This window comes from Flavobacterium pectinovorum (assembly GCF_900142715.1).
Classification (GTDB): Bacteria; Bacteroidota; Bacteroidia; order Flavobacteriales; family Flavobacteriaceae; genus Flavobacterium; species Flavobacterium pectinovorum.
The window spans coordinates 117,880-132,540 of the sequence record NZ_FRBX01000003.1; the positions used below are offsets into that span (position 1 = coordinate 117,880).

14 protein-coding genes are annotated in these 14,661 nt (G+C 33.4%); 4 read left to right on the forward strand and 10 right to left on the reverse strand.

What is annotated here, in order from left to right; genetic code table 11:
* Window positions 1–23 precede the first annotated feature (23 nt).
* Window positions 24–1,082 carry a chorismate synthase gene (gene aroC / locus BUE22_RS11150; RefSeq protein WP_073395110.1) on the reverse strand — a complete coding sequence of 353 codons (1,059 nt, stop codon included), beginning with the start codon at window positions 1,080–1,082 and terminating at the stop codon, window positions 24–26.
* 188 nt (window positions 1,083–1,270) lie between these two features.
* On the opposite strand from aroC, the gene BUE22_RS11155 reads away from it, so the two are divergent.
* Together BUE22_RS11155 and BUE22_RS11160 are read left to right on the forward strand one after the other, a co-directional pair.
* A complete protein-coding gene (locus BUE22_RS11155; RefSeq protein ID WP_073395111.1) occupies window positions 1,271–2,095 on the forward strand; it encodes a UDP-2,3-diacylglucosamine diphosphatase in 825 nt (274 codons plus the stop codon).
* A gap of 157 nt (window positions 2,096–2,252) precedes the next feature.
* The gene (locus BUE22_RS11160; protein WP_042565045.1) at window positions 2,253–2,750 is read left to right on the forward strand and encodes a hypothetical protein; all 498 of its coding nucleotides are present in this window, start codon (window positions 2,253–2,255) and stop codon (window positions 2,748–2,750) included.
* A gap of 222 nt (window positions 2,751–2,972) precedes the next feature.
* On the opposite strand, the gene BUE22_RS11165 is transcribed toward BUE22_RS11160, so the two are convergent.
* The 7 genes from BUE22_RS11165 to BUE22_RS11195 all read right to left on the reverse strand — a co-directional run bounded on the left by BUE22_RS11165 (window position 2,973) and on the right by BUE22_RS11195 (window position 10,184).
* Window positions 2,973–3,395, reverse strand: coding sequence for a protease complex subunit PrcB family protein (locus BUE22_RS11165; protein WP_073395112.1), 423 nt, complete (start codon window positions 3,393–3,395; stop codon window positions 2,973–2,975).
* A gap of 15 nt (window positions 3,396–3,410) precedes the next feature.
* A complete protein-coding gene (bshA, locus tag BUE22_RS11170) occupies window positions 3,411–4,556 on the reverse strand; it encodes an N-acetyl-alpha-D-glucosaminyl L-malate synthase BshA (protein WP_042565047.1) in 1,146 nt (381 codons plus the stop codon).
* A gap of 640 nt (window positions 4,557–5,196) precedes the next feature.
* Entirely contained in the window at window positions 5,197–5,679 is a 483-nt protein-coding gene (locus BUE22_RS11175; RefSeq protein ID WP_042565048.1) for a hypothetical protein, read from the reverse strand.
* An 84-nt stretch (window positions 5,680–5,763) separates the two neighbouring features.
* Window positions 5,764–6,555 carry a (Fe-S)-binding protein gene (locus BUE22_RS11180; RefSeq protein WP_042565049.1) on the reverse strand — a complete coding sequence of 264 codons (792 nt, stop codon included), beginning with the start codon at window positions 6,553–6,555 and terminating at the stop codon, window positions 5,764–5,766.
* Between the two features lie 142 nt (window positions 6,556–6,697).
* A complete protein-coding gene (locus BUE22_RS11185; protein ID WP_073395113.1) occupies window positions 6,698–8,029 on the reverse strand; it encodes a 4Fe-4S dicluster domain-containing protein in 1,332 nt (443 codons plus the stop codon).
* A gap of 16 nt (window positions 8,030–8,045) precedes the next feature.
* A complete protein-coding gene (locus BUE22_RS11190; protein WP_042565051.1) occupies window positions 8,046–9,011 on the reverse strand; it encodes an MlaD family protein in 966 nt (321 codons plus the stop codon).
* 51 nt (window positions 9,012–9,062) lie between these two features.
* A complete protein-coding gene (locus BUE22_RS11195; RefSeq protein WP_073395492.1) occupies window positions 9,063–10,184 on the reverse strand; it encodes an N-acetylmuramoyl-L-alanine amidase family protein in 1,122 nt (373 codons plus the stop codon).
* A gap of 82 nt (window positions 10,185–10,266) precedes the next feature.
* On the opposite strand from BUE22_RS11195, the gene BUE22_RS11200 reads away from it, so the two are divergent.
* Window positions 10,267–12,963 (forward strand): putative LPS assembly protein LptD, encoded by a 2,697-nt coding sequence (locus tag BUE22_RS11200; protein WP_042565110.1) that lies wholly within the window; start codon window positions 10,267–10,269, stop codon window positions 12,961–12,963.
* An 86-nt stretch (window positions 12,964–13,049) separates the two neighbouring features.
* On the forward strand, window positions 13,050–13,430 hold the full coding sequence (locus BUE22_RS11205; protein WP_073395114.1) for a RidA family protein: 381 nt from the start codon (window positions 13,050–13,052) through the stop codon (window positions 13,428–13,430).
* Here BUE22_RS11205 and BUE22_RS11210 read toward each other — a convergent pair.
* Window positions 13,411–13,785 carry a methylglyoxal synthase gene (locus tag BUE22_RS11210; RefSeq protein WP_029273108.1) on the reverse strand — a complete coding sequence of 125 codons (375 nt, stop codon included), beginning with the start codon at window positions 13,783–13,785 and terminating at the stop codon, window positions 13,411–13,413. The two genes, BUE22_RS11205 and BUE22_RS11210, sit on opposite strands and share 20 nt — an antisense overlap.
* A 10-nt stretch (window positions 13,786–13,795) precedes the next feature.
* On the reverse strand, window positions 13,796–14,647 hold the full coding sequence (locus BUE22_RS11215) for an N-acetylglucosamine kinase (RefSeq protein ID WP_073395115.1): 852 nt from the start codon (window positions 14,645–14,647) through the stop codon (window positions 13,796–13,798).
* Window positions 14,648–14,661 lie beyond the last annotated feature (14 nt).

Sequence of the window (14,661 nt, forward strand, 5' to 3'; positions counted from 1 at the left end):
GACCCTCACTGTCTTAATTTTTATTAATATGTTTTGTTGATTAAATAAAAATCAGCCAAAACAATCGCGGCCATTGCTTCAACAATAGGCACTGCACGAGGTACAACACACGGATCATGACGGCCTTTACCGGTCATTGGTGTGATATTTCCTTTATTATCAAGTGAATCCTGAGTTTGCATGATAGTAGCAACGGGTTTAAAAGCTACTCTGAAATAAATATCCATTCCGTTGCTTATTCCACCCTGAATTCCTCCGGAAAGATTTGTTTTTGTAGTTCCGTCAGGATTGTATAAATCGTTGTGTTCGCTTCCTTTCATTTCAGAACCCAAAAATCCGCTTCCGTATTCAAAACCTTTTACGGCATTTATAGAAAGCATTGCTTTTCCTAATTCAGCATGAAGTTTATCAAAAACAGGTTCGCCTAAACCAACCGGAACATTTTGAATCACACAGGAAACAACACCGCCAACAGTATCTCCCTGTTTGCGAATATCACGAATATATTCTTCCATAATCGCTGCTGATTTTTCGTCAGGACAACGAACAGGGTTACTTTCAATTTTAGAAAAATCCAATTCCTGATAAGGTGTATCTAAATGAATAGGTCCAACAGAAGAAACGTAAGCATTAATTTTAATTTCGGGTAACATTTGCTTAGCAATTGCACCTGCAACTACTCTGCTTGCTGTTTCACGTGCAGAGCTTCTTCCGCCACCGCGATAATCACGAAAACCATACTTTTGATCATACACATAGTCTGCATGGCTTGGTCTGTAATTGTCTTTTATATGAGAGTAATCGTCTGATTTTTGATTGGTATTCGGAATAATAAAACCTATTGGAGTTCCCGTAGTTTTACCTTCAAATATTCCTGATAAAAACTGAACCGCATCCGGTTCTTTACGTTGGGTTACGATTGCAGATTGTCCTGGTTTTCTGCGTGACATTTCAACTTCAATCGCTTCTAAGTCAAGTTGTATTCCCGACGGGCAACCGTCTATAATTCCGCCTAAAGCTTCTCCGTGTGATTCTCCAAATGTGGTTACTTTATATAGTGTGCCGTAGCTATTTCCTGCCATTGTAATTTGTTTTGAGCAAATGTAAGTTTTATGAATTAAATTAAAAAATTTAAAATTGGTATTATTAAATAAAGGTTAAGTTGTTTAAAAATCACAATTTATTAAAATTGTAGCCAAATTGGTAACCTTTTGATAAAACAAATCTCGTGTTAGATTCTTTTATTTGTTAAACTTCAAAATAAGAAAAATTGAAAAAGAGAAATGTCGAGTTGGTCATTCTATCAGATGTCCATTTAGGAACTTACGGTAGCCACGCCAAAGAACTAAACAACTATCTATCAAGTATAAAACCCAAAACATTAGTCTTAAATGGCGATATAATTGATGCCTGGCAATTTAGAAAATCATACTTTCCAAAAGCCCATTTGAGGGTGATTCAAAAAGTAATCGGAATGGCTTCCAAAGGCACAAAAGTGTATTACATTACCGGAAACCACGACGAAATTCTAAGAAAATTTACAGATATGAATATGGGTAATTTTGCTCTTGTCGATAAATTAGTTTTAGAATTAGACGATAAAAAAGCATGGATTTTTCACGGAGACGTTTTTGATGCTTCTGTACAACATTCAAAATGGATCGCAAAATTGGGTGGTTTAGGTTATGATTACCTCATTCTTACGAACCGTTTTGTCAATTGGATATTATCTAAACTGGGCCGCGAACCTTATTCATTTTCCAAAAAAATAAAAGCAAGCGTAAAAAAAGCAGTTAAATTCATTTCTGATTTCGAAACTACAGCTACTGATTTAGCTATAGAAAAAAACTACGATTATGTAATTTGCGGTCATATTCATGAACCTAAAATTATCAAAAAAGAAAACAAACACGGTTCTACATTATATTTAAATTCAGGGGATTGGGTCGAGAATTTAACAGCTTTAGAATACCACAAAAAACGCTGGAAATTATTTTCGTATTCTCAAACTAACTTCACAGAAGAAGAAAATCTTTTTGAAATGGAAGACATTCTGAGCAACCATTTAATTACCTCTATTCTAAAACAAAAATAACGCTCAATTAATAAATTGCTTCGGACTTAAATAGCAAATTGATTTTTAAACAGACTTGCAAATAAGTCAAAATGTAAATTATATAACAATTTTATAGAATCTTATACGTTTTGACTTTTAGAGTAATTGTAAGTTTGAATAAAAATTAATAACAATCATGAAAAAAATCATTTTATCTGCCTTTATGCTGTTAGGTTTAGCGTTTACAGCGCAATCACAAGAAATTTCAAAAAATGCACTGGGATTACGTCTGGGCGACAACAACGGTTTTGGAGGCGAAGTATCTTATCAATTGGGATTAAACCAAAAGAACAGGCTTGAATTTGATTTAGGCTGGAGAAACAGCAGCGATGTAGATGCTATTAAGGCTGTTGCACTTTATCAATGGGTTTGGAATATCGATGGAGGTTTTAACTGGTACGCAGGTGTCGGTGGAGGTGTTGCCGCTTGGGATCATGATTATTACTACGATAACGGAAGATATAATGATAGCGGAACTTATGTTTTTGCAGCTGGAGATATTGGTATAGAATATAGATTTTCTGAAGTGCCAATTACATTATCATTAGACGCAAGACCTGAAATTGGTTCTGGATATTATGACGATGACAATTTTGGATTTGATGTAGGTTTAGGAGTTAAATTCAGATTCTAAAATATTAAAGTAAAAAATAATTGTAAAAAAGAAACCTGTCGCTTTAAAACGACAGGTTTTTTTTATGATTTAATTTTGCTTCAGGTTTCAGGTTTGTTTTGTTTCAGGTTCTGCTAATTGCTAATTCTAAAACATTGTCAGGCTAAGCGGAGTCGAAGCCTTTGTTGCGTTGACTTCGACTCCGCTCAGCATGTGACAACAATAGCCTTTTACCTCAAAAAATTATTTAACAATAATTTCTTTCTTAGAATGAACTCTCACAACTGTATAAGGATAAGTAATTACCTGCATCGTCATAGCATCTGCAGCCGGCCCTTTTTCTTTCACTGTAATAATGATATTTTTATCCGTTTCTTCTACTTTTTCAACACTAATCGAATAACCGCCAGTGTTCTTTTCTCCCATATTCAGAATAACATAATTCGAATTATTTATATCGGCCTGTTTCATTTTATCAGCCAAAAGTGGGTCATTCTCGAGCATTTTAATTTCATTTGGCTCTGTTAAGATTTCAAAAAACTTAATATTTCCGCCACCATCAGATTGTTCTGTTAAAACTTCATAAAGTGCTTTTGAATCAGATCCTTTTTTTGCTCCGCAGGAAATTAAAACAAAAACTGTTAAAACCGAAATAACTTTTTTCATCTGTTTATTTTTTAATTACTGTTTTTCGTATTTATAATCATCAATTGCTCTTTGGTAAAGTGCTTCATATTTTGGCAATATATTTTTAATATCAAATTTTTTCGCAACCTCTAAGGCATTTGCTTTAAATTCATTCAAAACAGCATCATCTTTTAAGATTTTAATGGCGTTTGCAGCCATTTCGTCGACATCTCCAACATTACTCAAATAACCTGAGTAGCCATCAAAATTTACTTCAGGCAAACCACCGGAATTACTCGAAATAACCGGAACGCCGCATGCCATAGCTTCCAAAGCCGCCAAACCAAAACTTTCCGTTTCTGACGGAAGTAAAAACAAATCGGTTAAAAGTAAAATTTTATCAATTTCATTACTGTTACCAAAGAAAATAACCTTGTCGTGAATTCCTAATTCCATGCATAAAGCTTCTGCTTTTTCTTTTTCAGGACCATCACCAACCATCATTAATTTAGCAGGCATTACTTTTTGAATATTGTAGAAAATTTTAATAATATCCGGAATACGTTTTACCTTTCTAAAGTTACTGATATGCGTAATAATACGCTCATTTTCCTTTGCCATAACAGAACGATGACAAGGCGCTAACGGGTCTTTTTTAACTTTATCCAGTTCTATAAAATTCGGAATCACTTTTATTTTATTCTTGATTTTGAATAATTTCAAAGTATCATCTTTCAAACTCTGCGAAACCGAAGTTACATAATCTGATTTATTAATACTAAAAGTCACCGCCGGTTTATAAAAAGGGTGATTTCCTACCAATGTAATATCTGTACCATGAAGCGTTGTAATCATCGGAAGATTAATTCCTTCATTTTTCAACATTTGCTTCGCCATATAACCCGCATACGCATGCGGAATAGCATAATGTACATGCAGTAATTCAATCTTATATAATTTCACCATATCAACCAATTTGCTCGATAAAGCCAACTCATAAGGCTGATAATGGAAAAGAGGATATTCAGGAACGTTTACTTCGTGATAATGAACATTAGGGTTTAAAAGTGCCAATCTTACCGGCTGACTATAAGTAATAAAATGGATTTCGTGTCCGCGTCTGGCTAGTTCAAGGCCCAATTCTGTGGCTACAACCCCACTACCGCCAAATGTCGGATAACAAACTATAGCTATTTTCATGTATTAAATTTAATAACTACGAAAGTACTCAAAAATAGCTTTTAATTGATCGTTTAAATTGTTAGATTTTTGTGAATTATAGATTGATCAGATTATTAGAATGTTAGATTATAGACTTTTTTATAGAAATAGATTTTACTGTCATCCTGAGCGAAGTCGAACAATTTTATACAACTCATAATGATAATTAATAGTTTTTATCAGGAGCAGAAAAAATTGTTTTTCAAGGCCACCTCCCCCGCTGTCCGCTATATCTTTTCCTTGCTAAAGAAGCAAGAAAAAGGATACCGCTCCCATCGGGGCTAGATTAGAGGTTTTTGTTTTTATAAGAACTTGATTCCTAAACCCGACAGTCCCGAAGCCTCGGGATAAAAACCTATCGGGGTTTCTCGCAATTTATCTTCGTCAAAGTTTAAAACTTTGACAAAGATTCCCAAAATCTTGTCATTTCGACGGAGGAGAAATCACACAAGAAACTCCATCTAGTATGTCAACCAATCTTTGTAGAATTACGCGTGTGATTTCTCCTCCGTCGAAATGACAAACAGACCTAACCTGAAATAAAAACAAACAATTTAATTCCACAAAAAAAGGCACAAAACCTAAGTTCCATGCCTTTTAAATATGTTATAAATTTCTCTTAGAAAAACCTGCTATGCCAACTATCAGCGGCAGGTACTTCCCAGGATTCATTAAATTCTTCTATATTGTTTACCAGGTTATTAAAAACAATGGTGTTCTCAGAAACTGATTTATCCTTAACCATTTTCTTAAAATCGATTAAAGGTTTGTGCGCGATATGTTCACCAAGTTTAAAAGTTACGTTCATTTTATCTAATAAATCAACGTTGTATTTTTTCTCTAAACTCTGAATAAATTCAACAGAACTATCAATAGAACATCCCGTAGCCGCTTGTACATCCTGATTTACAGCTAATATGATAAATCGGTTATATTTTAAAAGATATGAAGCTTCTAAACTAGTTCCGTGTGCTGCCCATTCTTCTACAAAAGCTTTTAGATCAGTTTCTATTTCAGAAAATTCTTCCTCAGAAAATTTTCTGTTCGATTGATAAATCCAGATTCTGGATTCACCAGGTAAATTTTCAAAAGGTATATACATTTTAATTCTTCTTTAGTTTAATTTGTTTCAAGTTTCAAGTTAACGCCTTTGTTCCTTTGAACCTTTGGAACTTTGAACCTTTATTTATAAATCCTGTGCATTAGCAATTAACTCTGCAATATCCATTACTTTCACTTGTCCTTCTTTTTCCTGATGTTTAATACCATCGGTTAACATTGTGTTACAGAAAGGGCAACCTGCGGCAATAATATCCGGTTTTACTTCCAGAGCATCTTCTGTACGCAATACGTTTACTTCTTTATTTCCTGGCTCAGCATCTTTAAACATTTGTGCTCCACCGGCTCCACAACATAATCCGTTTGCTTTTGAGCGTTTCATTTCGACTAATTCAACATCTAATTTCTGAATTAAATCTCTTGGCGCTTCGTATACTTTATTTGCTCTTCCTAAATAACAAGGATCGTGAAACGTGATTTTTTTTCCTTTAAACTGTCCGCCTTCAACAGTTAATCTTCCATCATCAATTAATGACTTTAAAAACTCTGTATGGTGAATTACGTCGTATTGACCTCCTAATTCAGGATATTCATTCTTTAAAGTATTAAAACAATGCGGACAAGCTGTAACAATTTTTTTTGCTTCATAAGCATTTAGAACTTCAATGTTCATCATAGCCTGCATTTGAAACAAAAACTCATTTCCTGCTCTTTTTGCCGGATCTCCAGTACAGCTTTCTTCAGTACCAAGTACAGCAAAAGAAACGTTTGTACGATTTAAAATACGTACAAATGCTTTTGTAATTTTTTTTGCTCTATCATCAAAACTTCCTGCACAACCCACCCAAAACAAAACTTCTGGCTGTTTTCCTTCGGCAAGCATTTCTGCCATTGTTGGTACTACTAAACTTTCTGACATCTTCCTTTTTTTGTTTTAATCGGTTAATCGTTTATTTGGTTAATCGTACTCTTTACTATAACCTGCACTAAAAAACCTTAAATATTTTATTCATCAATTAAACGGTTAAACAAATAACCAATTCAACGATTAAACTATAATTTTAATTTTCGTTTTTCCAATTCAATCTATCTTGTTGATTGTATTGCCAAGGAGCCCCATTATTTTCGATATTGGTCATCATGGCATTTAATGACATAGGAGCAGCACTTTGTTCCATCACCAAATAACGACGCATATCCATAATAATAGATAACGGACTAATATTTACCGGACATTCTTCAACACAGGCATTGCATGAAGTACATGCCCACAATTCTTCCGGAGTAATATAATCGTTTAATAATGTTTTATTATCAGGAACAAAAACACCTTTATTGGCATCTATATTTTTTCCTACTTCCTGTAAACGGTCTCTTGTATCCATCATAATTTTACGAGGAGACAATTTTTTACCGGTTTGATTTGCAGGACATGCAGATGTACAACGTCCACATTCTGTACAGGTGTAAGCGTTTAATAACTGCACCCAGTTTAAATCCTGAACATCACTTGCTCCAAATTTACTCGGCGCAGCATTTTCATCAACCGGAGCAGCAGCAAATGGGTCAGCATTAGGATCCATCATTAATTTCACCTCTTTTGTAACTGACTCTAAATTATCAAATTTCCCTTTCGGATTTAAATCTGCAAAATAAGTATTTGGGAACGCTAAAAGGATATGCAAGTGTTTTGAGAAGTACAAATAGTTCATAAAAACTAAAATACCCGCAATGTGCAACCACCAAAATACTTCAAATAAAATCACTACTAATTCATTTGACATCCCGTTAAAAATAGGCGCAATGAATTGACTTACTGGGAAACTTCCCGCTTTATGAAAAACTCCACCCGGTACATTTTGCAAATGATAATCAGATGCATTCATCAATAAAAACAAAATCATTAAAACTGTTTCAAAGTACAAAATGTAATTCGCATCACTTTTAGGGAATCCCTTTAAATCTGAATGTACAAAACGTTTTAATCGGATCAGGTTTCTTCTTATCCAAAAAACAGTCACTGCAAAAATTACAAGGAAAGCCAATACTTCGAAAGAAGCAATTAAAACATCATAAACTACGCCCAAAAATGGGGCAAAAACTCTATGAGTTCCAATTAATCCATCAATGATGATTTCCAGTAATTCGATATTAATAATAATAAAACCTACATAGACAACAATATGCAATGCACCCGCTACCGGACGTTTCACCATTTTAGATTGTCCAAGCGCAATCAAAGCCATGTTTGCCCAACGTGCCTTAGGATTGTCTTTTCGATCTACATCACCTCCTAAATTAATGTTTCGGATAATTTTTTTTACACTCGTTGCAAAAAAACCAAAACCAGCTATCAGAAGTATAGCGAATAAAATATTGTCTAAATAACTCATTCTTTATTATTCTTAATTATTTTTTGTCAGTCGTTTTTGCATCATCTGCAGGCGCAACGTATGGTTTGTTCTTCTTTCCAAAAAGAGAAACATTTACGTAACGTGTTGGGTAAAGACGAACATCTTGCAATAACAATTCTAATTCTTTTGACGTTTTAGAAAGATTGTTATACAAAGCATCATCGTTTAATAATTTACCTGCTGTACCTTTTCCTGAGTTTAGGTTACTCATAATTCCATCAACTTTAGCCAAAGTTTGGTTTAGGTTTCTCACTGTTTTACCTAAATCTGCTTTGTTTAAAGAATCTGATATTTTATTGAAGTTACTTGACATTTTATTGAAGTTTGTCACAACTCCGTTAATCTGACCTTTGTTTGTATCCAAAATAGAATTTAAACTTCCGGAAGCTCTATGAAATTGCTCCATAGTCTCGCTCAATTCTGACAAAGATTTTTTAAGGTCTTCCTGTCCTTTTTTATCCAGAACATTATTCAATCCTACAACCAGTGTATTAATGTTCTCAAGCATTAAATTTAATTTTGCCTGGATTGGCTCAATTTTACCTCCTAAAGATTCTGTTAATCCTAATTCTACAGCAGCTTCTAAATTTTGTCCATCAACTGCAGGATCTTTATCTGCAAGATTCGGAATAATTTTGATTTGTTTTCCTCCAATTAAACTTGGAGAATATAATGCAGCTTTACTGGTTTTAGAAATTGGAAAATCAGTCTTTAACTGAAGTTCTACTAATAATTTACCTGTAGTTTCATTAATTGTAATTTTATGTACTTTACCAATTCCAAGTCCGTTTAAAGTTACGGGAGCAGATTGTGGTAAATCTTCAACATTATCATATTCAACATATAATGTTTGATAATTTGTAAAAAGGTCTCTGCCTTTTAAAAAACTATAACCCCAAATAAATAATAATATTGACGCGATGACTAATATAGCCGTTTTAATTTCTCTAGTTATTTTCAAAATTCTAAGTGTTTAATACAAAATTAATATAAATATCCGAACTTGTTGCTATTATTTAATTGCGTCCTGAATATTGATTTTTTCTCCGTCTTTATAAGCAATTAAAAAAGCTGCTCCATATCCTTTACCTTTAGCCTCTTGCAGATATTTCTTTGCAGTTTCGTAATCTGAGGTTTCCTGATAAAAATACTTATATATATTGTTTTCAAATAACATCGTTACATTTTTAAGCCCTTTAAAGTTTTTAGGTTCTAATGGTGTTTTTTTAATGCTGGCAATAAGCTGTACCTTGAAAAATGTACCTTTTGGAGCATTTTTCACTACTGCGGGTGCTTCAACAGTTTTGGGTTTTGCTGTAGAAGTATCTTTTACCGGTCTTGTATCAGCTTCTGGAACTCCAGAGCCAAAATATTCTCTTTTATAGCTTATAATTGCCTCAGCAATAGCTTTAGCAATATCATCTTGTCCTTCTTCAGAATTTAAAATATTTCCTTCTGTAGGATTAGAAACGAATCCTGTTTCTACCAATACCCTAGGCATATATGCTTTATGAAGCACCATAAATGGCGCTTGCTTTACTCCACCCTGACGTAATTTTTTTCCTAATTTATCAAAATTATCTTCAATTTTACTGGCTAATGAAATACTATTATCCAGATATTCTTCCTGCATTAAGGTCATTCCGATCATTGATTCAGGAGAATTAGGATCGAAACCTTCATATTTACGTTTATAATCTTTTTCTAATGTAATTACCGAGTTCTCTTTTTTCGCAGCTTCAAGATTCGACGCAACTTTACTCAAACCCATTACATAAGTTTCCGTTCCGTCTGCGGCAGTATTTTTATTTGCATTACAGTGAATAGAGACAAAAATATTCGAATTTGCACGGTTGGCAATATTGGCTCTTTCCACAAGATCTATAAAAACATCTGTTTTACGAGTATAAATAACATCAATATTAGGACTAGCTTCCAGTAATTTTCCAACTTTTAACACAATAGCCAGCGCAATATTCTTTTCGATCCTTCCACTATAAACGGCACCAAAATCATGATCACCGTGTCCTGCATCAAGAGTTACTTTAAATACATTTGTTTGACTGTAAGCACAAAAAGTTGTTATCGTTAGAAAAAAACTAAAGATTAGTCTAGTTTTGTTAAATATGTTCATAAATCTAAAAGTTAATTTTAATAAAATGCAACAGCTATAATTTTTACAATTGATTATTTTTGACAAAAAATTATATGTAAGTTTGACATGTCAAAAAACAAGCCATACTTTTACAAAAATAGCATTTAAACCTTTGCATACAAACTTATTTAATATCGTTTTATTATCATTTTTCCTAACACTAGGTTGTGGTAAATTATATTCGCAAGAGATAAAATCTAAAAAAGCTCCTTTATCAACTGAAAAACAAACAGATAAACCTGAAATTGTTGTTGCAGACACCATAAAGCTGGATACTGTTAGGCCAACAAAGACTTTTCTGGATGGAAAAGTAAAATACAGGGCAAAGGACTACGCAAAAATCGATCAGAAAAAGAAAAGAATCACTCTTTATAATGAAGGTGAACTATACTATAAAGATGTTGAATTAAAATCTGGTATAATTGTACTTGATTATGAGAAAGATGAAGTATATGCTGGAAGGATAAAAGATTCCGCAGGCGTATTAACTCAATATCCTAATTTTAAACAAGGAGCAAGCGAAGTTCAGCCCGACTCTATTCGTTTTAACTTTAAAACAAAAAAAGCTTTAATTTATAATTCACGAACGGAACAAGGCGAATTTAAAATCAAAGCAGCCGTTACAAAGAAAGAAAATGACTCGGTTTACTTTTTAAAAGGTGCGAGATTCACAACTTCTAAAGACATTGACAATCCTGAATATTATTTCCAGACCAATAAAGTAAAATTTATTCCGGGCAAAAAAGTAATTACCGGTTTAACCAATATGGTTATTGCCGATGTACCTACCCCGCTGGCTTTGCCTTTTGCTTATTTTCCGATGAGTGAAGAAAAAAGTGTCTCGGGAATCATTATACCAAGTTATAATGACTCAAATACACGTGGATTCTCCCTTCAAAATATGGGTTATTATTTTGCTTTAAGCGATAATTATGATTTAACCGTGTTGGGGGATTATTACACAAACGGAAGTTATGCCATGCGATTTGAATCGGCATATGCAACCCGATATAAGTATCGAGGAAATGTAAATATTCGTTTTGAAAACCTGATAAACAGCGAAAGAGGTTATCCTGATTATTCTAAACAGAATATTTACAACATTCAGTGGTCGCATTCGAAAGACACAAAATCGAATCCTAACTCTACCTTTTCTGCTTCGGTAAATATGGGTAGTAGTAAATATTTTAAGCAATCTATCAATCAGGCCAACGTTGGATCTAATTTGAACAATACCTTAAGTTCTTCTATTTCCTATAATAAAACTTTCAACACAATTCCGCAGGCGAGAATATCGTTAACGGCGACGCACTCTCAAAATACACAAACTGAAGTAATCAACATGACTTTACCTACTTTACAGGCAAGTGTCGATCGTGTTTATCCTTTTGTTGGTAAAGATGGTGTGAAAAAAGGTTTTATAAAAAACATCAACTTACAATATAATTTAAGCGGTAAAAACAACATAGTAACTACCGATTCATTATTCTTTAAGCCACAAATGTTTAAAGATGCACAAATTGGAATGCAGCATTCGATTCCGATTAGTACCAATTTCAAGATATTTAAATATTTTAGTGCCGGAGCTTCTACAAATTACCAGGAAACATGGGTTACCAAAACAATAGACAGGCATTACGATACAAATCTAAGCAGAGTTGATACAACAACTGTAAATGGTTTTGATGCGTTTAGAACATATAATTTGAGTACAAATTTAGGTACTACTATTTATGGTACTTTTAATTTTGGTAATGATAAAAAAATCCAGTCTATTCGCCATGTAATGCGACCAACTATTACGTATGCATATACGCCTAGTTTTGAAAAATATTATGATACTTATGCAGTAGATGCTTCAGGCAGAATTACGAGCCAGTACACCCGATTTGAAGGTGGTGTTTATGGTGTTCCAAGCAAGGAAAATTCTAATATAGTGGCATTTGCTTTAAGTAATACCTTTGAAGCAAAAGTAAGAGACAGTGACAGTACAAAAACAGAACCTAAAAAAATAATGTTACTGAACAATTTAAACTTTAGTACAAGTTATAATTTTAATGCTAACGGTAAAGAAACTTTAGCATGGCAGCCTGTTCTTGTAAGTGGTGGAACTCAGTTTTTTGACAATAAAATGAATGTCAATTTTGGTGCAACTTTAGATCCTTATGCCATAGATAACTCAGGAACAAGAATGAATACTTATAACATTGATAATGGTGGAAGTTTGTTTCGAATGACAAGCGCCAACGTAACTTTGAATTATTCTTTTTCAAATAAAGGCACCAAGGAAGAAAACAAACAAAGTGAACGGAACGGAGGTCGTAAAGATGATTTATTTGGTACCAATACCGATTTGAACGATAGCCGAAACAGTCAGTTTGCAAATGAAAAAGACGATGACGAAGATGTAATAACAGAGTTCTTTAACTCAAAATTACCCTGGGACATGACATTGGCTTATTCATTGACTTACTCTAATGTAAATCGTGAAAACAAAATCACAGGAAACTCTATCATGGTCTCTGCCAATATGGATATTACTCCAAAATGGAAAGGCGGAATTTCTACGGGTTACGATTTTGTACAAAATGGAGTTACATTTACGCAATTTCGTTTTGAAAGAGATTTATTAAGCTGGAGAATGGCCTTTAACTGGAGTCCATTGGGAACAAATTCTAACTGGAATTTCTTTATCGGAATTAAATCTGGTGTTCTTAGCGACATTAAATGGAATAAACGAAGTACTTCTAATCGATAATAAAATCGTATTTTAGATCAATAATTTTCTCAGCCATTATCTATAGTGGCCGAATAATCTATTTTGGTATTTAACAATCAATTACTATGAAAAAAATAATTTTTACAGAAAAAGCACCTGCTCCAATCGGACCTTATAATCAGGCTGTATTATCAGGAAATACACTTTATGCATCTGGTCAAATTGCAATAAACCCTGCTTCAGGAGAACTTGTAACTGACAATATAAATGATGAAACACATCAGGTAATGCAAAATATTGCTGCTATTCTGGAAGCCGCAGATATGACTTTTGAAAATGTAGTAAAAGCAACTATTTTCATTATGGATATGAATAATTTTGGCGCTATTAATACGGTTTACGGATCTTATTTTAACGAAAAAACCGCTCCAGCTCGTGAAACGGTTCAAGTGGCTTGTTTGCCAAAAAATGTAAATGTTGAAATTTCTATAATTGCAGTGCAATAGCATCTAATAGTAATTGTGCCGTTGCTTCGTTTGTTGCCAGCGGCACATTATGTACATCACAAACGCGAATTAACATATTAATATCAGCTTCGTGTGGATGACTTGACAATGGATCTTTAAAAAAGAAAACCATTTGTGTAATTCCTTCTGCCACTCTTCCTGCAATTTGCGCATCTCCGCCTAAAGGCCCGGAAAGCATTCTTTGAGTTTTAAAACCCGCAGCTTCAGCTTTTCCTCCGGTAGTTCCTGTACCAATGAGCTTTATTTTTTCATGATGTAAAACTGCTTCGTTTTTAATTAAAAAATCAATTAAATCTGCTTTTTTACCATCATGTGCAATAATAGCAATTTCCATAAAACCGGAACTATTGGTTAGCAACATGGTATGCAATTAAACCATCAATAGGACGTCTTAAAACATTACCTAACTGAAGTTCATATTTATCAAATGTTTCTTGTAATTCATCTTTAAGATAAAAAGCAATAGAACCTACAAAATGAACAGGAACTTCTTTACAATTATCAAATTGTTTGATATAGTTTTTAACGAAAGATTTCATTCCTTTGAAAATGATTTTTCTGCAGAATTCTGTATCCTTATGTTTGATTAAAAACTTAGCAAAAGTTGCCAAATAAGCATTTGGATTTGGTTCTTTGTATAATTTGTTTTTGATATAATCAGCATCTAAATTATATTCTTTTTCAAATTCAACTGCCAATTCCTTAGGCATTTTATTGAAATAATATTTTCTGATTAATTCTTTTCCGAAAACATTTCCACTACAATCATCCATGGCAATATAACCTAATGACTGTACTTTTTGATGCAATACTTTTCCATCAAAATAGCTGCAGTTTGAACCTGTTCCTAAAATACTAACAATTGCTTCTTCTCCTTTTGGAGTTGTAGCGTAAACTGCTGCATAAGTATCTTCGTGAACTTCAACAATAGCGTTATTAAAATATTCCTGGAATATTTGCGAAAGTGCAGTTTGCATTCTCTCTGTTCCACAACCTGCTCCGTAGAAGAACAAATGTGTTGCATTTTTTTTATTTTGCAGAATATCAAAACGATCATTTAATCTTGAAACAATTTCAGGACCGTCAAGAATTTCGGGGTTTAATCCCAAAGTTTGTGTTGTGAATAATACTTTTCCATTATCATCAATTGCAATCCAATCTGCTTTTGTAGATCCACTATCAACTATTAATTTCATTTTTTTTTAGTTTT